Consider the following 20,838-nt stretch of genomic DNA (forward strand, 5'->3'; position numbering starts at 1 on the left):
CGGCACTACAGTTCGGAAACAAAAAGGCCTTCCCGGTTACGGGAAGGCCTTGGTTCTTCCGGCTGCAGCCAGAGCGTGCTGGATCAGGCTTCCGGACGCATGTACGGGAACAGCAGCACGTCGCGGATCGACGCACGACCGGTCAGCATCATCACCAGACGGTCGATGCCAATGCCCAGGCCGCCGGTCGGTGCCATGCCGTATTCCAGCGCACGGATATAGTCGGCGTCGTAATGCATGGCTTCGTCGTCGCCACCGTCCTTGGCTTCCACCTGGGCCTGGAAACGTGCGGCCTGGTCTTCCGGGTCGTTCAACTCGGAGAAACCATTGGCCAGTTCCTTGCCGTTGACGAACAGTTCGAAACGATCGGTGTAACCAGCGTCATTGTCGCTGGCGCGGGCCAGCGGCGAGACTTCGACCGGGTGATCGGTGATGAAGGTCGGCTGGATCAAGGTGTGCTCGACCGTTGCTTCGAAGATCTCCAGCAGCAGCTTGCCCCAGCCGTAGCTCGGCTTGACGCGGATCTTCAGGCGTTCGCAATGGCGCAGCAGCGCATCACGATCGGTGCAGTCGGCGGCAGTGATTTCCGGGTTGTGGTGACGTACCGCTTCGTCCATGCGCCAGCGGCGGAACGCCGGGGCCAGATCGATCTGCACGCCATCCCATTCCACCACGGTGGTGCCGAGCACGCTCTGCGCTACATCGCGGATCACGCCTTCGGTCAGGTCCATCACTTCGTTGTACGTGGCATAGGCCTCGTACAGCTCCATCATGGTGAATTCCGGGTTGTGGCGGGTGCTGACGCCTTCGTTGCGGAAGTTGCGGTTGATTTCGTAGACGCGCTCAAGGCCGCCAACCACCAGACGCTTCAGGTACAGCTCCGGCGCAACGCGCAGGTACAGCTGCATATCCAGCGCGTTGTGATGGGTGGTGAACGGCTTGGCCGTGGCGCCGCCGGGGATGTAATGCATCATCGGCGTCTCGACTTCGAGAAAGTCGCGGTTGTCCAGCCATGCGCGCATGGCGCGGATGATCTTGGAGCGCTTGATGAAGACGTCGCGCGATTCCGGGGTGACGATCAGGTCGACGTAACGCTGGCGATAACGCTGCTCGACGTCGGCCAGGCCATGCCACTTGTCCGGCAGCGGGCGCAGCGACTTGGTCAGCAGGCGGATGCTGGTCGCCTTGACCGACAGCTCGCCGGTCTTGGTGCGGGTCAGGCCGCCCTCGACAGCGATGATGTCGCCCACGTCCCAGCCCTTGAACGCGGCATAGATGTCGCCGAGCGCGGTGGCCTGCAGGAACAGCTGGATGCGGCCGCTCTCGTCCTGGATCTGGGCGAAGCTGGCCTTGCCCATGATGCGCTTGGCCATCAAGCGGCCAGCCATCTTCACCGTGCGGCCAGTGGCTTCCAGCGCTTCGCCGGTCCAGGTCTCGGCATCGGCGTACTCGGCCTGCAGCTTGCCGGCGAAGTCTTCGCGACGGAAGTCGTTCGGGTAGGCGACGCCCTGCCCGCGCAGCGCCGTGAGTTTCGCGCGGCGCTCGGCGATGAGGCTGTTCTCGTCGACGGGGAGCTGCTGCGTTTCAGGGGTCTGTTCGGTCATGGCTTTGTTTTCTATTTGGGGGGGATAACCAGGCGCGGCCACCGTCTGGTGAGACCGCACCCTACAACAAGGGAATGGCCCGTGCAGGGCCATTCCGGATCAAGCGTCGCTGCGCTTGGCGCCGGCCTGCAAGCCGGACTTGAGGCTGGCCTCGATGAACTCATCCAGGTCGCCGTCCAGCACCTTCTGCGTGTCGGTACGCTCAACGCCGGTGCGCAGGTCCTTGATACGGCTCTGGTCGAGCACGTAGTTGCGGATCTGGCTGCCCCAGCCGATGTCGGACTTGGTCGCTTCCAGCGCGTCACGCTCGGTGTTGCGCTTCTGCACTTCCAGCTCATAGAGCTTGGCGGCCAGCATCTTCATCGCGGTGTCGCGGTTCTGGTGCTGGCTGCGGCCGATCTGGCAGGCCACCACGGTATTGGTCGGGATGTGGGTGATACGCACCGCCGACTCGGTCTTGTTGACGTGCTGACCACCGGCACCGGAGGAACGGTACACGTCGGTGCGCAGGTCGGCCGGGTTGATGTCGATTTCGATGTTGTCATCGACTTCCGGCGACACGAATACCGAGGTAAAGCTGGTGTGTCGGCGGTTGTCCGAGTCGAACGGCGACTTGCGCACCAGCCGGTGCACGCCGATCTCGGTCTTCAGCCAGCCGTAGGCGAATTCGCCTTCGACGCGGAAGGTGGCCGATTTGATGCCAGCGACGTCGCCGCCGGACACTTCCATCAGCTCGGTCTTCCAGCCGCGCGATTCGCACCAGCGCAGGTACATGCGCAGCATGATTTCGGCCCAGTCCTGGGCTTCGGTACCACCGGCACCGGCCTGGATGTCGACGAACGCGTTGCAGCTGTCCATCTCGCCGGAGAACATGCGCTGGAACTCGAGCTTCTCGATGTGCGCCTGGAACTTGTCCAGGTCAGCCACAACGGCCAGCGCGGTGTCTTCGTCCTGCTCGCTTTCGGCAAGCTCAAGCAGTTCGGTGGCTTCGGACAGGCCGTCCAGTACGTTGGCAATACCGGTGACGGTCTTGTCCAGCATCGAGCGTTCACGGCCCAAGGTCTGGGCGTACTCCGGGTTGTTCCAGATGTCCGGGTTTTCGAGTTCGCGGGTTACTTCTTCAAGACGTTCTTTCTTGACGTCGTAGTCAAAGATACCCCCTGAGCGATAGCACGCGATCAGTCAGATCGGTGATTCGCTGGCGGATGGGATTGAGTTCGATCATGGTCGGTCTAGTGAGGCAGACAAGCGACCAATTCTAGCATCCAGGCGGGGCTGGCATTGGCTATTCAGACAGACAGGCCCTTCTCGCTGAATAGACACAACTTAACGTTAGAATCGTCCCCTGACCCGCGAAGACGGGAAATGGAGACATTTCTGACCATGAAGGACCTAAGCTTGAACGCCAGACACGCTCGCCTGTTCGCTGCAATCACCATGACCTTGGCGCTGACCGCCTGCCAGAAACTGGGCGGCATTGCCGCCACCGGTGCTGACAAAGCCCCGAACCTGACCGTCGGCGAAACGGTTTCCGGTGAGATCACCTCCTCCAGTAGCCTGAACTACAACGACGGCAGCCGTCACCAGGGCTACAAAGTGACCATGAAGAGCGGCGAAGCCGTCTCGCTGGAACTGGGCGGATCGCTCAGCGGCCAGCTGGCGGTATTCGACGGCCAGAACATGATTGCCAATGCCTCCTCCTCGGGGATGAGCGAAGGCGACTCTTCCAGCTCGGTCAACCTGGCCTTCCGCGCGCCCAAGGACGGCACCTACCTGGTCGCCGTCAACAGCGCCAGCGCCGACGCGTTTGGCCCGTTCAAGCTCAAGAGCGCCAAGGTCGTCCCCTACGACGGCAAGCCGCTTGGCGCCGACAGCGAAATCACCGACTGGCTGATGGGTGACAAGCAGGAATACAAATTCAAGGTCGACAAGGCTGGGCTGTACGCCATCACCCTGGAGTCCAGCGCATTTGACTCCTACCTGCGCCTGAATGGCCGCAACGTCGAGCTGGAAGACGATGACAACGGCGGCAATCTCAACGCCCGCATCCGTACCTACCTGGAACCGGGCGAGTACACCGTCGCTGCCTCCTCGGTGAATGGCAACACCGGCTCGTTCAAGCTCAACGTCAAGCTGACCCCGACCGAGAATGGCCTGGTTACCCGTGATGGCACTGCGCTGACCGTAGGCCAGACCGCACAGTCGATGATGGATTCGCGTGGCCGCCGCACCTTCGTGCTCAATCTGGACGCGCCCAAGCACATCCAGTTCGATGCCATCGCCGACGGCTTCGACTCGGTGCTGCACATCACCGGCCCCGGTGTTGATGAAGAGAACGACGACGGCGGCAACGGCACCAACGCCCAGCTGACCCTGAACCTGCGTGCAGGCCGTTACATCGTTGCGGTCACCAGCCTGGGCAGCCAGCAAGGCGTGTTCGAGCTGGAAACCACCGACCTCGGTGGCGGCGATGTCGCCGCCCCTGCCAACAGCAACCGCAAGGATGCTGCCGAAGAGGCCGCCAGCGCTGCAGCCGACGCAGCAGCAGCCGTCATCCAATAAGCCACACCGCCCATCGCGCCAGCCGGCGTGGTGGGCACACGGCCACGCCGCCTGCCCCCGCAGGCAGCGTGGCCGTTCTTTGCCTACCCCCTGCTTCCCACCTAAAGGAGTTCAAGTGAAGCGACTTGCAGCCGGACTGCTGTCCCTTGCCATTGCCGCCGCCGTTCATGCCCCCGCGTATGCCGCCGGCCCGGCCCGCCCGCTCGCCATCAATGGCGATGTCTCCGGCGAAATCACCTCTTCCAGCCCGGTCAACTACAGCGACGGCACCCGCAGCCAGTTGTTCTCGCTGCAGATGGGCGCCGGCCAGGCGGTATCGCTGAAGCTGGAAGGCGCACTCAACGGTGCGCTGGCCGTGTTCAACCGCGACGTGTTGGTGTCCCGCACCGAAGCCGGCCGCGAAGGCAGCGCCACCCTGAGCATGCGCGCCGACAAGGCCGGCCAGTACCTGGTCGCCGTCAGCGGTGCCGATGCGCGCGCCTTCGGCCCGTTCCAGCTCTCGGCCGAACCCATCGTCGCCTATGACGGCAAGCCGCTTACCGCAGGCCGCCGAGTCACCGATTGGTTGCGCAACGGCGACAAGACCTTCGTCCTGCAGGTCGACAAACCTGGTCTGTACACGATCGACCTGGAATCCACCGAGTTCGACGCACGGCTGGAATTGAGCGGCAACGGCCTCAACCTGGAAGACGATGACGGCGGCAGCAATCTGAACTCACGTCTGGTCGCACCGCTGCAGCCGGGCCGCTACACGCTGACCGCCGGCGGTCTGGGCGAAGCTTCCGGCGCTTTCTACCTTGGCGTAGAGCAGGCTGATTTCCCGGAAGGCCTGGTCTTCAATGACGGCACCAGCCTGCCGCTGGAAGGCACTGTCAGCGGCTTCATCAGTGCTGACGACACCCGCAGCTTCGTACTGAACCTGCCGGAGCGTCGCCGTGTGCAACTCGATGCCAGCGGCAAGGATCTGGACACCATGCTCACCCTGCAGGGCGGCGACATCACCCTCAGCGACGATGATGGCGGCGGCGGAGTCAATTCGCGCATCAGCCAGGTGCTGGACGCAGGCGAGTACAACGTCTCGGTGCGCTCGGTGAACAGCCGTGGCGGTGTGTTCCAGCTGGCTACCGGCACGGCAGCCGCGCCCGATGGCCCGATCCGCCCCGAACTGAAGATCGGCCGCGAAGTCCAAGGCCAGCTGCGCGCCGGCAACCGTGACATGTACACCTTGGAGATTCCGCGCAAGGGCAAGTACGTGATCAGCATGACAGCCGGCTCCTCGAGCCTGGATGGCATGATCACCGTGATGCGCAATGGTGAAGAGGTCGCCCAGCAGGACGACAGCGACTCCAGTCTGGATCCGAATCTGGAAATCGACCTGGAAGCCGGCCGCTACATTGTGTTCGCGCACAGCTTCGATCCGAACGCCACCGGCAGCTACCGCCTGCTGGCACGTCGCAAGTAAGCGAGCGTTACCAAAAGCCCGATGCCAGCGCTCTGGCATCGGGCTTTTCTTTTTTTGTGGGAGCGGCGTAAGCCGCGAAGCTGGCGCTGCCAATCCTTCATACTGACGCATTGTTTGCTTCGCGGCTTACGCCGCTCCCACAAACAAAGCGCAGATTGGCGCAGCAACTGACTCAACGCACTTCGAACTCACCCACCAACACGGTATCGGTGGCGTCCTGCAGGCGCATGGTCACCGCCTGATCCTTCTGCTTCGGCGTACCCCAATGGGTACTCAAGCGCAGCATCAAAGTAGCCGCACCAGTCACCAACTGCTGACGACTGCCAAAATAGTTGGCCTCCACCTTGTAGATGCCAGGCTTGGCATCGCGCAACGAGAACTGCTCGGGCCCGTAGCCACCGGTGAAATCCTGCGACATCTGCCCGCCCTGATAGGTCAAGCGGTTGCCATAGTAGGCACGCTCGCCATTGGGATCGGTCACCCACAGATCCATATCGCTGTTGTCCACGTCCCAGGCCAATACAACGCGCAGATCCAGCGGCATCGCCTTACGCAAGCGTGGATCAACCTGCGCTGCATCCAGCGCCGTGCCACCGCGTGCGATCAGGTTGGTCAACTCATCCAACGCGATCAGCGCAACGCCATCGAATCGCCCATCCCATTGTCGCTGCACCACTTGGTAGAGCGGATCGACCGCCTGCTGCAGCCGCCCTGCCGCCTCCAGCGCCAAACCCAGATCGCGGAAACTCTGCGGCTCGTCCTCGGCCATCGCCAGCACCTGTTCGAACACCGGTACCGCAAGACCCGGCTCGCCTGCCTGCATCAGGCGATAACCCAGTACCCGCAGCAGATGCCGGTTATCCAGCTCCATCTCGGCCAGATTGGACAGCACCCGCAATGCCAGTTCGCGTTGACCGGCAGCGAACAACATGTCGGCCACATCCAGGAAGAACGCGCTGCTGTTGGCATTGGCTTCGCGCTCGTCCAGATACCACGCGTACAACTCTCCGGCAGGTGCCTTGCGCAGGCGTTGCGCGAACGGTGAATCCGGCTCCCATGCCGCGAGTTTGATCTGCACCGCGCCGGAGTTGATCTGCTCGTCAGCTTCCGCAGCAGCGACAGCGCTATCGGCGACCCTGAAACTGTCCGCGACCACAGCGGACTCCGCCACCATTGCTGCAGCCGGTGCAGGCGGCGGTGGTGCCATCGCCATTACTGGTGCCGGCGCGCCACTCGAACGGTGTCTTGCCAACTTGGCAGCCTGTGCCACCTTCAACGGCGAGTCTTTCGGCCAACGCTTGTCCCACCACACCTGGCGCTGCTGCCATTGCTCGGCCACCTGATCAAGATGGGTCTTGCGCGCGGCCTCGCGATCGGCAACCTGGCGGGCAAAACGTCGGTCGTATTCTGCCCGCAGCGCTGCCGGCGGCCGGATGGCGTAGCGCAGGTAGTGGTCTATCGTATCCAGCACAAGCAAGGAACTGCCCTCGCTGACCATGCCGAACTGCTGCGACAGCAACTGCATCGCCTCGCGGTTACCGCGCGGGTCCGCCGCCAACTGCTGCAAGCGCGCCTGCGCCCACAATCCGGCCATCAAGCCGCCATCGACGTTGCCGGGAGCGATGTTCAACGTTTGCCACTGACCACCATTGATCCGCAAGCGCAGCTCGGCCGATGCAGCATCGGCGCGTGCACACAGCCACAACCAGCCCTGCTCCAGACTGCGGCGATCGACCACTACGTCGTGCAGCCCTGCTGCCGGCGCAACTTCCACGGCCGTCGGCATCGCCAGCAGGCGAGTTGCCGCAGCAGCCACGTCATCGGACACCAGCTGTACCAGACTGCCACCATTGGCCTCGCTCCAGCCACGCAGGCGCGTGGTATCGGCACCGGCCACTGTGCTACTGATCGCAAACAGACGTTGATCTGCTGCCAGTGTCGGTGGCTTTGCTGCGCCCCAGTTGGACAGGCCATCACTGATCAGCAAATACTCGCCGAGCTCTGCCTTTGGCGTCCACGACGCCAACGCGCTGGCGCCATCGCTCGGCGTCTGCTCCAACACGCGGCGCAACGCGCTCCAGTCACCCTTACGGATACTGAAGCGACGCTCCGCTTCCGGCTTGTCGCGCAGCACCGTCAATACAACGCTGCCCTCGCCCATCGCTGCGAAATAACGATCAAGCAATGCAAACTCGCGTGCCCGGTTACGTTTACCCGCCGAGCCCGATGCATCCCATAGCAGGCCGACCTTTGAAGGCAAACCGCGCGCAGCCGACACTGCTACCGGCAGCTGCGCCAATAGATAGTGCTGCCCGTCGTAGCGCGCCGTCTGCAGCGAGGCCTGGGGCTTTGCTGGCAACTGCCATTGCAGCTGCGCAGGCAATTGCCGGCCGCTGCCCTGCCAATCCAAGCCGCCGGCAATCAGCCGAAACGGCGCCTGGCCCAGCCTGTCGGCACCCGGTGCTCGCAAGTGCAGGCTTACTTCAGCTGCCGAGGATGCGAATTGCAGCGGCAGGCGCCACTGCCAAGCCTGACCCGACAACGGCATGGCCTCACGGATGGTCAACTGCACCCGGCGGCTACCGCCGGCTGGCAGCGGATACACACGAAGGCGGAACTGATTGCCGGCGGTCTGCTCCAGCAACGCCGGGTCCTGGCCCTGCCGGACGATAGCCTCGAACACCTGTCGGCCACGCTCCTTCGGCACCGGCACCGCGTCGCGGAGTTGCCCGCCAATATCCAGGGCGAAGCCACTGATCTGTTGACCTTCGGCCAAAGGGAACTGCAGCTCGCCTTCCATCACCCGCCGATTGGGGTTGTGGAATACCAACTCGATCCTGGTCTGGGCGACGCCAGCCTGTACCTCACCGTCAATGATCACCCGTCGCAGCTCGATTGGCTGCTCAGCCTTGGAAACCGCAATAAGGACCGGTGGCCGGATGATCTCCCTGCCCTGCTGCGCGGCAGCGGGTGCTGTCATCGCGCCCAACAACACGCCAAACATCCAACAACGCCGCCAGATAACCAGGCTCATCGCAGTACTCCGTCCAGGGGTTGGAAGATCAAACGCGCCATCAGCCAGAACGGGGTTAGCGGTTGTGCTGACCAGCGCCGCGAACGCCCATCAGCCTTTCCCCTCGCCCCCTGCGCATTGTGCCGTATCTCTTCGTCGTCAAAAGGCAAGGGTCGCTACCCTCTCAGCGACACGGGTCTGCTAACCGCGTTCACTACTGAAGCTGATCTAGTGAACCAATCCACACCGATCAACAAGCCGACGTTGATCGGTTGAATCCCCGGCAAGAAGCAGAAACTCACAACGTGCGAGTCATGCCGGCCTACGGAGGGTGTGCTGTTTGAATGAACGTTGCAGACACCAACAGACAGATGGCCAGCGGATGTCTGCTTCGGGCGCACAACGCTACAGCCATGGGAAGCTGCACGAGCTTGCCACGACGCCAGCCAACATGCATAAGTGTGTTGAACGCCAGATACTGGAAGACAGCGATGAGAGGGCTATGGTCACGAATGAAACAGGCACTATGGGGTGAACCACCCGCACCGAGGTACGCCGTGGGAACCCAAGGTTTTTACCCGGACTTCGATGAGGAGGACGCCATCACCCCGTCGCAACTGGTATCACTTGCAAAACTAGTCGAACTGCTTGCCTCCAAGCTTGGAGCGGAGCGGGCGGCTGCGCTGGCCCAGCAGGCAATCCAAGCCGCTGACAGAAACATGGGGGAAGCTATAGCGTTCGCTTCCGGAACGAGTATCGACGTGGAGTTCGCGCTATCTCTTTACCTGGATTGGAGCAGTAGTGATGAAGTCGAATGGCAGATCAACAGGGTCCTGGAGACGCTAGAAACAGACATGCGCTGGCGCTGGGACCCGGATGTTGCAGACCGATCCATGCCGGCTACCTTCAAGTCATTGGAAGATTGGCTTGCGCTTCACGGTTACCACATGTGGCACGTGAAGACCGAGGGCGATGATGCGCTCCTCTTCCCGGTTGAGCGCAAGAATATCGAATTGGCTGCGCGTCTTGCCAGCGAACTCGGGTTGCAACTGTTTACGCTAGCCGAATCAGAACCCTACTACGGCGCAATAGCGAAGTGAGCGTGCTTTTGTGCGATCTGGTTGCCCTAGGGAGCTCTGGGTAACTCTCCGGAAACCGTGCGGGAGTGACAGTCACTGTAGATCGAACGGTGTTCCGTAGGCACTGATTGGCTGCATTGGGCCGGAAACGGAGATTGCGGACAAACAAACCAAGTCCCGGAGGCATGAACACTCAATGCTCAGCGCGCAAGCCGAACTGAACATTTTTCCGGATCGAACAGCCCGTACGTGCGCAGGATTTGGAGATTAGTTCGCGCACCTGAGTATCCCTGTGCAGCGGCCTCGCAGTACTACGACACGCCTTCGTCAACGTCCTTGGGGACTCCGAGCTCCTCGTAATACATGTATCCCAGCATGGTCTGAGCCGGCGCGTAGCCCAATCTTGCCGCCTTGCGATACCAGTCGACCGCCTGAGCCTCGTCCTTCTGCACACCGATGCCTCTGCGATAGATGTCCCCGAGTGTGTTCTGCACTTTGCTATCGCCGCCCTCGGCCGCCGCCGTCAGAACCTCCACGGGACCGAAAGCCCCAGGGGTATCGACCTCGGCACACCACACATCATTTTCTCCGCCATATCCGCACAGCTTCAGGCGGGACTGCTTGACGCCCAGTTGCCAGGCGGCCTGCACAGCTGCCTTGCCGTACCAGCGCATGGCCTCGGTGTCGTCTTTAACAAGGCCAGCGGCTCCTCTCTGATACATGCTGGCAAGGTTGTATTGCCCCGCCGGTGAACCCTGCTCCGCCGCCTTACGGATCCAGAAAATCGCTTGGGCATCATCCTCGGCTACGGCCATTCCCTGGAGATACATCATCCCAAGATCGGACTGTGCCAGCGCCTCGCCCTGATCCGCGGCTTTGCGCACCCAGACAATGGCCTGCGCGGCATCTTTCGGCACTCCTATTCCGCGCAAATACAGCGTACCAAGTGCGGATTGGGCAGGCGCATAGCCCTGCTCAGCGGCTTTGCGATACCAGATTGCCGCCTGCGCCTCGTCCTTGGCTACACCAACGCCCTGAAGATACCTATATGCCAGATCGTTCTCGGCTTTCGCACTACCTGCCCGTGCCTCTGCCTGCACCCTCTCCAACAAGGCTGCATCGTCATTGCCAAAGCTTTGGGCACTACAAGCGAAGACAGCAAGCCAGGTAGCAGGTAGAGCAAATCTCGCCACATATCCTGCAAGAACCCACTTCTGCATCATGTATGTTCGACCTGGACCTGTTGCATGCATTGTGCCGTGTTTCGCCAGCGACCCGGCACCGCAGCATCTCCTATCCAACCCAAGCCGAGGCAGGCGCTTCCTTGTCACCCCCCAACTTCGACTTCAGCGCCGGCAGGTAGCGTCGGCTGCAGGCGACCTCTTTACCATCGGCCATATGCAGCAAGGCCTCGCCGCCTTCCAGCGGTTCGATTGACACCAGATGCGCCAGGTTGATCAGCCAACTGCGATGGACCCGAACGAAACACGCCGCATCCAGCTTCTGCTCCAGTGCAGCCATGGTGATCCGCAGCGGGTAGTCGTGTCCGCGCAGATGCAGATTGACGTAGTTGCCCGCAGCCTGAGCCCATTCGATATCGGCCGTTGCGATCAGGAAGTCGCGGCCCAGCTTGCGCACCAGCAAACGCTCGGGATGATCGATGGGTTCCACAGGCGGCCCTTCGTCAGGCGCGGCCAGCAGCTGTACCTCGCCTTGCAGACGTCGAAGCAGAAAGCGGTAGCCATCGATGCAGAACAGGATGGCGGCGTAGGTGCGCACATCCTTGAGGTATTCGTATAGCAGCTCGTCGACCCAGTCGCCGACCTGGTAGCGCTCGCCGACCGCGGCATAGGCAAGCATCCTCAGTCCGAACATGGCCAGCACGTGCAGCAACGAGATCGGCACACTGGCCAGCAGGTACCAGGGCAGGCGTCGCCGCCAGTTGTCCAGATGCAGCGGCCAGCGCCTGCTGAACCAGACGATGGCTGGTACCAGCAACAGCAACCAGACCAGTCCACTGGAGAACTCCCAGACCCAGGGCTCCCACCATTCCATGGAGGGCGCACCGGAGCGGTTGGCGTCCATCCAGGTAGTGATCGCATTGCCGCTGCAGTTGATCAACACCAGCAGCAACCAGAACAGCAGCTCCATGCTTTGCCGCCAGCGGTTGGAGCGATTCAACAAGGTCGGCGATGCGGCTTGGCTCATCCGCGCATTCTAGACGGCGCGGCGGTCGCAGCCGTCGTTGGCCATCCCCAGATCACCGCCACTCGTCCCTTCGCCCCAGCAGGTCGGCCCTTCCGGTCCCACGGGATGCGCACCCCGGGCTGTAATGACGGCCCTCTCATCCGCTGGACACGCAATGCACAGGCGCCACGATCTGGATTGGCTGCGGGTAATCGCCTTTGGCCTGTTGGTGATCTACCACGTAGGCATGTATTACGTGAGCTGGGACTGGCACGTCAAAAGCCCGGCCGCGAGCATCGCGGCGGAGCCATTCATGCTGCTGACTTCGCCATGGCGGATGTCGCTGCTGTTCCTGATCTCCGGCGTCGCCACCGCCTTCATGTTCGAGCGCCAACCTGCCGGCCTGCTGCGCCGCCGCTCATGGCAGTTGCTGCTACCGTTGCTGTTCGGAATGGCGGTGATCGTGCCGCCGCAGGCCTACTATCAAGTGGTCGAGCAGCTACCCGGCGGCTACAACGAATCCTACTGGGCGTTCTACGGCAAGTATCTCAGCGCTTACCGCGGCTTCTGCGACAGCGACGGCTGCCTGCGCGTCCCGACCTGGAACCACCTCTGGTTCCTGCCCTATCTGTGGAGCTACACCGTTCTGGCCTGGCTATTGTGGCGGCTGTTGCCCAGCTCCGCATCGCAGCGCCTGCGCCAATGGACCGGCCTAACCTTGAACGGCTGGGGCGCGTTGATTGTCCCGGTGGCGGTCCTGGCCATCGCGCGTCTGTTGCTGGTCAACCGCTTCGAGCAGACCCATGCGCTGACCGATGACTGGTACAACCATGCCCAGTACGGCAGCGCGTTCCTGATCGGTTATCTCGCCGCCTTCAGCAGCCGCTTCTGGGAGTCGCTGCAGCGCCTGCGCTGGCTGTCACTGACCTTGGCAGGCGTCTGCTATGCAGCGCTGATCCACACCTGGTACTTCGCCGGCTACAACGACGCGCAACCGCCGCCGCTGGCGCTTCGCCTTGCGCTCCGGGTTGTCTGGGCGGTGGACCAATGGTGCGCGATCGCCACCTTGCTGGGCTTTGCCTATCGTTGGCGCGAGGCCGACAGCCCGGCGCTGCGCTATCTCACCCTGGCGGTATTCCCGCTCTACATCCTGCACCAGACGGTGATTATCGTGCTGGCACACAAACTCAAACCGCTGCAGCTGAACCCTGGCATCGAGGCCACCATTCTTATCGTGGTCACGTTTGCTTTGTGTCTTGCCGCCTATGAACTGATCCGGCGCTGCGCACCGCTGCGGCCACTGTTTGGGCTGCGCACGCAACCTGCGGCGAGGCTCGGCCAATCACTGGCCAAGCCTGTTAGGGAGTGAGCCGGAGGCTTTAATCAACCACGTGGCGTTGCGGTGCCTAGCAGCAGCCAGGCAACCTCAGCCAGCTCACTTTCCATCGCTGAGCGCTCATCGTCCGATTGCAGCAGCATCAGGTCGTTGGCATAGCCCATTGCCAAAGCAAACAGTTGCCGGGCCACCCGCGTTGGCGATGCGCACTGGTAGGTGCCGGCATCCACGCCACGTTGCACTATCCCGGCCAAAAGGTCCTGCCACTGCTGGTTTACGGCCAGATAGGTCGCCGACAGCTTGGCGTCATGCATGGCTTCATCCCAGGCATCAAGCCACAACACCCAGGAGTCGTCGTCGGTTGCCGGCAAACAGTCGCTCAGAAAGAAAGCGAGTGCTTCGTCCGCCGCCAGGGGTTGGACCGCTACCTTCACCTGCTCAAGCTGCTCGTTGGCGAAGCGGGCAAATGCTTCACGGCGGAGCTCGTTCCAGTCGGCGAAGTAGTGATAGATGTGGCTGCGCGAAATGCCCGCGTGGGCAGATATATCCCGTGTCGAGACATTGGCGAAGCCATTCGTTCTAAACAGATACAAAGCCGCTTCAATGATCTGATCACGACGGGATGGAATGGCCAAACGACACCTATTGGGCAGAACTGAACGGAAAGCATATCGGCTCAAGCGTTTGAGCGATCGCTCAAGTAGAATTGAGCGGTCGCTCAAATCTACGCCTCGACATGAAACATATTCCATCTTCAGGGCCACTCTCAGCGCCCGCGACCCAGATCGGGCAGCAGACTGCAGCAAGCACGCTGATTGCTCTTGCGAAGACCTATCCGGGCCAGATCAGTCTGACGCTGTCGCTGGTTGCTGCGGAGAACGCGCTCCTGCTCGCCTACCCGCTATTCGCCGGATTCGCCGTGGACTCGATCATCAAAGGCGATGTCTACAAGGCCATCTGGTATGCAGGGGTAGTGCTGTCGTTCTGGTTGATAGGCGCCGCGCGCAGGGCGATGGACACCCGCGTATTCACTCGGATCTACGCGGATCTGGCAGTCAGCGTAGTGCTGGCACAGCGGCAGCAGATGCAGGCAACCTCCACGGTGGCAGCACGGGTCGTGCTGGCCCGGGAATTCGTCGACTTCTTCGAGAAGCACGTGCCGATCATCACCACCGCGTTGGTATCGATGGTGGGTGCTGCAATCATGCTGCTGGTGATCGAGCCCTGGGTCGGCATCGCCGCCCTGTCGGTGCTGCTGCTTGGAATGACGGTTCTTCCCCGCTACGCGCGCCGTAATGAGCGCTTGCATGGGCGTCTGAATGACCGGCTGGAACATGAGATCCGGATGGTCGAACGGGTCAACGCAGGGACGCTTCTACGCCACTACACGGTTCTTTCTCGCCTGCGCATCTGGCTGTCGGACAGGGAAGCCGGTGCCTTCCTCGTGGTTGGGACCGCCGCTGCGGCCTTGTTCGCACTGACCATGATGCAACTGGCCACCACTACCGACGTCACCCCAGGGCATGTCTATGCAGTGATGACCTACCTCTGGACCTTCGTTACCAGTCTGGATGATGGTCCAACGATGGTCGATCAACTCGCTCGGCTGAAAGACATCGGCAAGCGCGTGAATCCCGGCCTGGAAGAGGCTGGATCGGAGCAGCCCGATCGCTAAGCCCAGGTGATGCAACCACATCCGGGAACTGAGCTGCGGGCTGAGCGGCGCGTAGCACAACGCCAAAACCAGAGCGCGACGCGACCCGTATCGGGTGCGTCGCGCTTGTCAGACCATCAGCAGATTCAAGTACCTCAGCTTGCTTCAGCCTGCGGCTCAGCAACCAACGGCCGTTCCGGCGCCGGCTTGCTCGGGAAGGCATGGCGCAGGATGCGCCACATCACCTGGCCGAACTGGCGCGGCAACGAGCCGGTGTTGTAGTGCTGGCCGTAGCGCGCGCAGATGTCCTTCACTTCCACCGCCATCGCCGCATAGCGGTTGGCAGGGATATCCGGATAGAAGTGATGCTCGATCTGATGGCTGAGATTGCCGGTCATCACGTTCATCAACTTGCCACCGGTCAGATTGGATGAGCCGCGCAGCTGGCGCAGATACCAATGGCCGCGCCCCTCATTGCGGATACATTCCTTGGGGAAGGTCTCCGCATCGGCGGTGAAGTGACCGCAGAAGATCACCACATAGGTCCAGACGTTGCGGATGATGTTGGCCGCCACATTACCCAGCAACACCGACAGAAAGAACGGGCCAGCCAATGCCGGGAACAGCACGTAGTCCTTCAGGACCTGCAGCATCGCCTTGCGGCCAACCGGACGCGCCTGGTTCCACAGCTGCTTGAGGGTCATCTTGCCAACCAGCACGCGGCCGATGCGCAGATCCTGTATGGCGATACCCCACTCGAACAACAGCGCGAACACCACCGCCACGAACGGCTGAGCCAGGAAAAACGGATGCCAGCGCTGCTCGGGGAAGATCCGCAGCAGGCCGTAGCCGATGTCATCGTCCAGCCCGCGCACATTGGTATAGGTGTGGTGGCGAAAGTTATGCGTCTTGCGCCAGTTTTCCGAGGTGCCGGCGATATCCCATTCGTAGGTCTTGCCCTGCAGCTGCGGGTCGCCCATCCAGTCGTACTGGCCGTGGATGACGTTGTGCGCCAGCTCCATGTTTTCCAGAATCTTGGACAGTGCGAGCAGCAGCACACCGGCGATCCACGCCGGCACCAGCACGCTGTGCACGAATGCACCGAGGAACAACAGCGCACGCCCGGCTACACCAGTCCAACGCACGGCTGCCACGATCCGGCGGATGTAGCGCGCATCGCTGGCACCCAACAAGGCCTGATGGCGGGCTTTTACGGCGTCGAGTTCATCACCAAAGGTCTGCAGCTCGGCGGGTGACAGCACGCGGTTGTGCACGGAAGACATGACTTACAGCTCCAGGGTCAAATCGGTACTGGCGCTGTTGACGCACAGTTTGAGCGGAACGGACGGCTCGCTGGTGTAATCGCCGGTCAAGGTATGGCGTGTGATGCCCGAGGTTTTCCCGCAGACGCAGGTGTTGCAGATACCCATGCGGCAACCACTGGCCGGCTTGATGCCGGCTGCTTCAAGCGCAGGCAGCAAGGCAACGCCACGCGGTACTGTGAGCGTGCGCCCGCTTTTGAGCAGCTGTATCTGCACACTGCCCTGCTCCACTTCGGCCAGCTGCGGCGCGCTGAACGCCTCGCTGTCGAACTGCGCCACCTGGGCCTGCAGGCGCGCGCGCGCGGCATCGACAAAGCCGCCGGGGCCGCAGGCCAGCACATGCGCTGCGCCCAGATCGCCGAGACCGTCGAGGTCATAGCTGCCCACACGCGCTACCGCCTCCCCGGTCACCGCCAGATGCAGCCGGAACGACGGGTGGCGGGCGGCGATGGCATTGAGCTCGTCAACGAAGCACAACTGCTCGCGCTGACGCGCCCAGTAAACAAGATCGACCGAGCCCGGCATGCCCTGCGCATCCAGCTGACGCAGCAAGGCGCGCATCGGCGTGATCCCACTGCCAGCGGCCAGCATCACCAGCTTCGGCGCCGGCGCTACTGGCAGCAGCATCTCGCCAAAGGCCTGACCCAACGCGAGCACCTCGCCAATGACCGCCTGTTCAGACAGGTACTGGCTCAGCTTGCCACCGGCGATACGCTTGACCGTGATCGCAAGGCGGCCATTCTCGAGCAGGGCGGGGCTATAGCTGCGCGTGGTCAGGCGCCCGTCCAGCTCGGCACCCAGATTGATGTGCTGGCCTGCCTGAACACCACGGAAGTGGCGATTGGGCTGCAATTCAAGGGTGACAGCATCAGCGCTGGCCGCGTGCCGCGCCACCAACCTGGCCAGTGGCCGCCGCAGCGTCCACAGCGGATGCAGCCGGGAAGACCAGAAATCAAAGAAGCCTTCACTCAGCCACGGGATCGGCGGCGGCGAGGTATTGCGGTAGACAGCACTCATGTGGCGCACTATACGGCCGAGCATACGACTGTGTATACAGTTGTATATTGCCAGTACAGGCTATGATTCACGCACCTGACCGGCCCGAGCCCCATGACAGCACGCGAACAGCCCCTGCCCGCACAAGACGACCTGCACCCGGCGCGCAAGGCTTCCATCTCGCGTGACGACCTGTTGGCTGCCGCTTTATCCCTTATCGGCCCGCACCGCAGCGTTTCCACCCTCAGCCTGCGCGAGGTTGCGCGCGAGGCTGGCATCGCGCCGAATTCGTTCTATCGCCAGTTCCGCGACATGGATGAATTGACGGTTGCACTGATTGATCTGGCCGGTCGTTCGCTGCGCACCATCATCGGCCAGGCGCGCTTGCGCGCGGCCGACAGCAATCGCGGGGTGATCCGCCTGTCGGTGGAAACCTTCATGGAGCAGCTGCGCGCCGACGACCGCCTGATGCACGTGCTGCTGCGTGAAGGCACTGCCGGCTCGGACGCGTTCAAGCACGCTGTGGACCGCGAGCTGGAGTATTTCGAGGAAGAGCTGAAAGCCGACCTTGTGCGGCTGGCCGCACTTGATGGTGCAACCCTGCACGAACCCGCGCTGGCCGCCAAAGCGATTACCCGGCTGGTGTTCGCAATGGGCGGCAGCGCGATCGATCTGCCCGAACAGCGCGACCCTGAATTGATCGAAGAAATGTCGCAGATGATCCGCATGATCATCACCGGCGCCCGCGCGCTTGCGCGGCATCCAGTCAAGGCCTGAAGCAAGCCAAGCGATTATGTGCGGTTGTGGGAGCGGCGTAAGCCGCGATGCTGGTGGTCCGCCTGATCAGGGTTACTCCTGCAATTTCATTGGCGTCGGCTTCGCGGCTTACGCCGCTCTTACAGCCTGTCTATCGGTAACGCTCTTGCCGAGCATGGCTCGGCACTACGGGCGCGTCTGTGGCTGTAGCGACCATCTGCATCGGTCCACAGATCCGGATTTGTAGGAGCGGCGTCAGCCGCGAAGCTGATACTCCATCTGATCACGGTTACCCCTGCAATCTCATTGGCGTCGGCTTCGCGGCTTACGCCGCTCCCACAACCTGTCTGTCGGTAGCGCCCCTGCCGAGCATGGCTCGGCACTACCTCTGCAGGCATTGGCGGTAGCGGCTGTCTACTCTGTTGGCGAACCATTCGGTGGTCAGTTCCCGGGTGATCTTGGGGCTGTCCAGGCGGATGCCGGGAATCAGTGCGCGCGGCAAGGCCTTTCCGGCACGTGCATCGGCCAGCGCGAACACCTGCGAATGCAGCGCGCTGTTGCTGAATTCCAACCGATCCGACTGCGCAAGCGCGCGTCGTATCTCACGTTCATCCATGCGCAGTCGTGGCGCCAAGCTGCGCACCGCCAGTTCAGTCTGGCTTGGCTTGTCGATAGGTGCACCCGGCACCAGCAGATCACCATCAAGCGCCAACGAAACACCTGTAAGCGTGCTTACCGCGCTCTGGAACGCCGCATTGCGACTGGCGTAGCGGCCGGCATTGTAGTCAGCAAAACGATGTACCTTCTGCGTGTAGGGGGTCCGGTAATCGAGTAGATGCGCGATGCCGAAGTACACGCCGCCGCGCCGGGTGAAAACTTCATCGCGGATGCTGCGCGCCACCGGATAGGGGTAGTTCTGTGCATTGGCCTGTGCAAACGGAATGCTGACCTGCATCGCGCCGCCGGTCTGCACGGGATTCTTGCCAGCAAACAAACGCTGGCCCATCGGCACACGACCGATGATTTCCTCGTACAACTCACTCAGATCACGCTCGTTGCGCACCCGCGCCAGCCGCTCGCCATAGCTGAAGCCATCACTGCCCTTCACCTTCAGACCTGCATCCACCAGCAACTTCGGTATATGCACGGTGGCGGCACGGCGATCTATTTCGCCCCGCGCAATCCGCGGCAGATTGGGCACCTCTGGATTGGCGCGATAGCCGGACTCCTGCTCGATCACCGCCAGCGTTGCGCAGATGTTCTCGACCGAAGGCTCGATGTGCTGCGCGTCGAAGGCCACGCGGATATCACCTGCCCAACCAGCGCGATCAGCGACGGTCGCCGGAATGCGCCGCACGATCTCATCGCGCACCTGTGGCGCCGATGCTCCCGGCGCAGGCGATGGCACCGTACTGCAGGACACCAACGCCAAGGCCGCAAGCAGACCCAGCAGTGCCTGCGTCGTCGCTCCAGCACACCGCCGAGGGAAAACCACGCAGGTGCTGCGCCAACCATCGTATGTCGCCTGCGTACCCATATACTCTGCACCCTCGCCTGTCCAAACCGCCGAACGTGGCTTGACCCTTGAGCGCCACCGCTGAACAGTACTTCCCGCTTGTGGTCCCCGCCACCTCCCTGCTGTTGGGATTGGCGCTGCTGGCCGGCTGGCGTTCATTGCGCGAACACCGCTACCTGCTGTGGTTGGCGGCTGGCTATATCTGCACCGCGTTTCCACTGGCCGCGCAGATCCTGATGGACAACGCCCGGATGGCGACCTGGTCGGTACTGACTGGCGCCTTGTACTGTGCGGGAAGCTGGGCCACGGCGCAGGGTTTCGCGCTCAGATCCGGCGGCAGAGTGCCGGTGCCGGCCGCACTGGCCATCAGCCTGATTACCTTGTTCGCATTATTCTGCTTCTCCAGACTCAGTGACGTACTGGGCGCGCGCATCGTCTTCCTCAACCTCGGCATGGGTCTGCTGCTTGCGCTGGCACTGCCAACGCTGTTTGGCCGCGAGCAACCCGACACGCTCTTCGAGCGCCTGTTGCGCCGGACCTACCTGTTGCTGGTGGCGTACGCGATTCTGCGGCCCCTCCTGGCCTGGTTGCTGGCCGGCTGGTTCACCAGCAGCGGCTTGCCGCGCTCCGGCCTATGGCTGTGGATGCTGGCCTTCAACCTGCTGCTCAATCTGTGGCTATTGTTTCTGCTGCTGGGCGGGCTGGCCCAGCAACTGATGGGGGAACTGCGCCACGAGCGCAACCACGATCCCCTTACCCTCCTGCTCAACCGCCGCGCCTTCTTCGAGATCGCCAACCAGCGCCTGCAGCACAGTCCCGCCAACCATTGGGCGCTGCTTGCCTGCGACGTCGACCATTTCAAACAGGTCAACGACACCTGGGGCCACGCAGCCGGTGACAACGTACTACGCCAGGTCGGCGTACTGCTGCAGCAGATGACGCGCCCGGGTGATCTGGTCGCGCGCTTCGGTGGTGAAGAATTCGTGCTGCTGTTGCGCTGCGCTGATCTACCGACCGCCATCCGGATTGCCGAACGTATCCGCATCGGCCTCAGCGAGATGCGCTGCTCACCAGCGAAGCAGACCATGACCGCCAGTTTCGGCGTCACTCTGGTGGCAGCAGCGGATGATCTGGAAAGCGCACTGGAGCGCGCAGACCTTGCTGTGTACCGAGCCAAGCACGAAGGACGCAACCGGGTTATCGCCAGTCCATCCCAGCACTGCATCGATAGCCCTCATGCGAACCAGCACGCCAGGCTTTGATCTCAAGCTGCAACTCGCTTGGCTCTGGCATGCATCTCACTGCACGGCGCACCAACGCCCGCCATCAGCCACACCACCGGGAGCGCCAG

Annotated in this window: 16 protein-coding genes; 7 read left to right on the forward strand and 9 right to left on the reverse strand. The window is 62.3% G+C overall.

Annotated features, from left to right (window positions below):
- Positions 1–83: 83 nt before the first annotated feature.
- Positions 84–1,604, reverse strand: coding sequence for a lysine--tRNA ligase (gene lysS, locus ACVOLL_RS17050; RefSeq protein ID WP_481513971.1), 1,521 nt, complete (start codon positions 1,602–1,604; stop codon positions 84–86).
- Positions 1,605–1,703: 99 nt separating this feature from the next.
- Positions 1,704–2,829 (reverse strand): peptide chain release factor 2 gene (gene prfB / locus ACVOLL_RS17055; protein ID WP_481513972.1). Its coding sequence is split into 2 segments (ribosomal slippage): positions 1,704–2,753 and positions 2,755–2,829, totalling 1,125 coding nucleotides; the frame shifts between segments, so codons are not numbered across the junction.
- Between the two features lie 158 nt (positions 2,830–2,987).
- Here prfB and ACVOLL_RS17060 point away from each other — a divergent pair.
- Both ACVOLL_RS17060 and ACVOLL_RS17065 read left to right on the forward strand, forming a co-directional pair.
- Entirely contained in the window at positions 2,988–4,166 is a 1,179-nt protein-coding gene (locus ACVOLL_RS17060; protein ID WP_481513973.1) for a PPC domain-containing protein, read from the forward strand.
- A 115-nt stretch (positions 4,167–4,281) separates the two neighbouring features.
- A complete protein-coding gene (locus tag ACVOLL_RS17065; RefSeq protein ID WP_481513974.1) occupies positions 4,282–5,628 on the forward strand; it encodes an ABC transporter substrate-binding protein in 1,347 nt (448 codons plus the stop codon).
- A gap of 172 nt (positions 5,629–5,800) precedes the next feature.
- On the opposite strand, the gene ACVOLL_RS17070 is transcribed toward ACVOLL_RS17065, so the two are convergent.
- Positions 5,801–8,662 (reverse strand): VIT domain-containing protein, encoded by a 2,862-nt coding sequence (locus ACVOLL_RS17070; RefSeq protein ID WP_481513975.1) that lies wholly within the window; start codon positions 8,660–8,662, stop codon positions 5,801–5,803.
- Positions 8,663–9,198: 536 nt separating this feature from the next.
- Here ACVOLL_RS17070 and ACVOLL_RS17075 point away from each other — a divergent pair.
- Positions 9,199–9,741, forward strand: a complete 543-nt coding sequence (locus tag ACVOLL_RS17075) for a DUF6630 family protein (RefSeq protein ID WP_481513976.1) — start codon at positions 9,199–9,201, stop codon at positions 9,739–9,741.
- Between the two features lie 290 nt (positions 9,742–10,031).
- Here the strand turns inward: ACVOLL_RS17075 and ACVOLL_RS17080 are convergent, their stop codons facing one another.
- Positions 10,032–10,943: a tetratricopeptide repeat protein gene (locus ACVOLL_RS17080; protein ID WP_481513977.1), complete on the reverse strand. Its 912-nt coding sequence runs from the start codon at positions 10,941–10,943 to the stop codon at positions 10,032–10,034.
- A 70-nt stretch (positions 10,944–11,013) separates the two neighbouring features.
- Positions 11,014–11,928 carry a LytTR family DNA-binding domain-containing protein gene (locus tag ACVOLL_RS17085; protein ID WP_481513978.1) on the reverse strand — a complete coding sequence of 305 codons (915 nt, stop codon included), beginning with the start codon at positions 11,926–11,928 and terminating at the stop codon, positions 11,014–11,016.
- Positions 11,929–12,082: 154 nt separating this feature from the next.
- Between ACVOLL_RS17085 and ACVOLL_RS17090 the strand changes: the two genes are divergently transcribed.
- Positions 12,083–13,276, forward strand: a complete 1,194-nt coding sequence (locus tag ACVOLL_RS17090) for an acyltransferase family protein (protein WP_481513979.1) — start codon at positions 12,083–12,085, stop codon at positions 13,274–13,276.
- A gap of 14 nt (positions 13,277–13,290) precedes the next feature.
- Here the strand turns inward: ACVOLL_RS17090 and ACVOLL_RS17095 are convergent, their stop codons facing one another.
- The gene (locus ACVOLL_RS17095) at positions 13,291–13,965 is read right to left on the reverse strand and encodes a TetR/AcrR family transcriptional regulator (RefSeq protein WP_481513980.1); all 675 of its coding nucleotides are present in this window, start codon (positions 13,963–13,965) and stop codon (positions 13,291–13,293) included.
- A gap of 14 nt (positions 13,966–13,979) precedes the next feature.
- Between ACVOLL_RS17095 and ACVOLL_RS17100 the strand changes: the two genes are divergently transcribed.
- Complete coding sequence (locus ACVOLL_RS17100; protein WP_481513981.1) at positions 13,980–14,918, forward strand: ABC transporter six-transmembrane domain-containing protein; 939 nt, start codon at positions 13,980–13,982, stop codon at positions 14,916–14,918.
- Positions 14,919–15,052: 134 nt separating this feature from the next.
- Here ACVOLL_RS17100 and ACVOLL_RS17105 read toward each other — a convergent pair whose 3' ends face one another.
- Both ACVOLL_RS17105 and ACVOLL_RS17110 read right to left on the reverse strand, forming a co-directional pair.
- On the reverse strand, positions 15,053–16,180 hold the full coding sequence (locus tag ACVOLL_RS17105) for a fatty acid desaturase family protein (RefSeq protein WP_481513982.1): 1,128 nt from the start codon (positions 16,178–16,180) through the stop codon (positions 15,053–15,055).
- 3 nt (positions 16,181–16,183) lie between these two features.
- The gene (locus tag ACVOLL_RS17110; RefSeq protein ID WP_481513983.1) at positions 16,184–17,236 is read right to left on the reverse strand and encodes a ferredoxin reductase; all 1,053 of its coding nucleotides are present in this window, start codon (positions 17,234–17,236) and stop codon (positions 16,184–16,186) included.
- 93 nt (positions 17,237–17,329) lie between these two features.
- On the opposite strand from ACVOLL_RS17110, the gene fabR reads away from it, so the two are divergent.
- Positions 17,330–17,992: an HTH-type transcriptional repressor FabR gene (fabR, locus tag ACVOLL_RS17115; RefSeq protein ID WP_481513984.1), complete on the forward strand. Its 663-nt coding sequence runs from the start codon at positions 17,330–17,332 to the stop codon at positions 17,990–17,992.
- Positions 17,993–18,353: 361 nt separating this feature from the next.
- Here the strand turns inward: fabR and ACVOLL_RS17120 are convergent, their stop codons facing one another.
- Positions 18,354–19,508, reverse strand: a complete 1,155-nt coding sequence (locus ACVOLL_RS17120; protein WP_481513985.1) for a DUF1615 domain-containing protein — start codon at positions 19,506–19,508, stop codon at positions 18,354–18,356.
- A 47-nt stretch (positions 19,509–19,555) separates the two neighbouring features.
- Here ACVOLL_RS17120 and ACVOLL_RS17125 point away from each other — a divergent pair, with 47 nt between their 5' ends.
- A complete protein-coding gene (locus ACVOLL_RS17125) occupies positions 19,556–20,749 on the forward strand; it encodes a GGDEF domain-containing protein (protein WP_481513986.1) in 1,194 nt (397 codons plus the stop codon).
- Positions 20,750–20,838: the final 89 nt, after the last annotated feature.

The organism is Stenotrophomonas sp. STEN035 (assembly GCF_056759935.1).

What these genes read in the sequence shown, in the direction of transcription:
- lysS (WP_481513971.1), bottom strand. Translation starts at nt 1,604, where the DNA reads ATGACCGAACAGACCCCTGAAACGCAGCAGCTCCCCGTCGACGAGAAC.
- ACVOLL_RS17060 (WP_481513973.1), top strand. Translation starts at nt 2,988, where the DNA reads ATGAAGGACCTAAGCTTGAACGCCAGACACGCTCGCCTGTTCGCTGCA.
- ACVOLL_RS17070 (WP_481513975.1), bottom strand. Translation starts at nt 8,662, where the DNA reads ATGAGCCTGGTTATCTGGCGGCGTTGTTGGATGTTTGGCGTGTTGTTG.
- ACVOLL_RS17080 (WP_481513977.1), bottom strand. Translation starts at nt 10,943, where the DNA reads ATGATGCAGAAGTGGGTTCTTGCAGGATATGTGGCGAGATTTGCTCTA.
- ACVOLL_RS17085 (WP_481513978.1), bottom strand. Translation starts at nt 11,928, where the DNA reads ATGAGCCAAGCCGCATCGCCGACCTTGTTGAATCGCTCCAACCGCTGG.
- ACVOLL_RS17090 (WP_481513979.1), top strand. Translation starts at nt 12,083, where the DNA reads ATGCACAGGCGCCACGATCTGGATTGGCTGCGGGTAATCGCCTTTGGC.
- ACVOLL_RS17100 (WP_481513981.1), top strand. Translation starts at nt 13,980, where the DNA reads ATGAAACATATTCCATCTTCAGGGCCACTCTCAGCGCCCGCGACCCAG.
- ACVOLL_RS17105 (WP_481513982.1), bottom strand. Translation starts at nt 16,180, where the DNA reads ATGTCTTCCGTGCACAACCGCGTGCTGTCACCCGCCGAGCTGCAGACC.
- ACVOLL_RS17110 (WP_481513983.1), bottom strand. Translation starts at nt 17,236, where the DNA reads ATGAGTGCTGTCTACCGCAATACCTCGCCGCCGCCGATCCCGTGGCTG.
- fabR (WP_481513984.1), top strand. Translation starts at nt 17,330, where the DNA reads ATGACAGCACGCGAACAGCCCCTGCCCGCACAAGACGACCTGCACCCG.
- ACVOLL_RS17120 (WP_481513985.1), bottom strand. Translation starts at nt 19,508, where the DNA reads ATGGGTACGCAGGCGACATACGATGGTTGGCGCAGCACCTGCGTGGTT.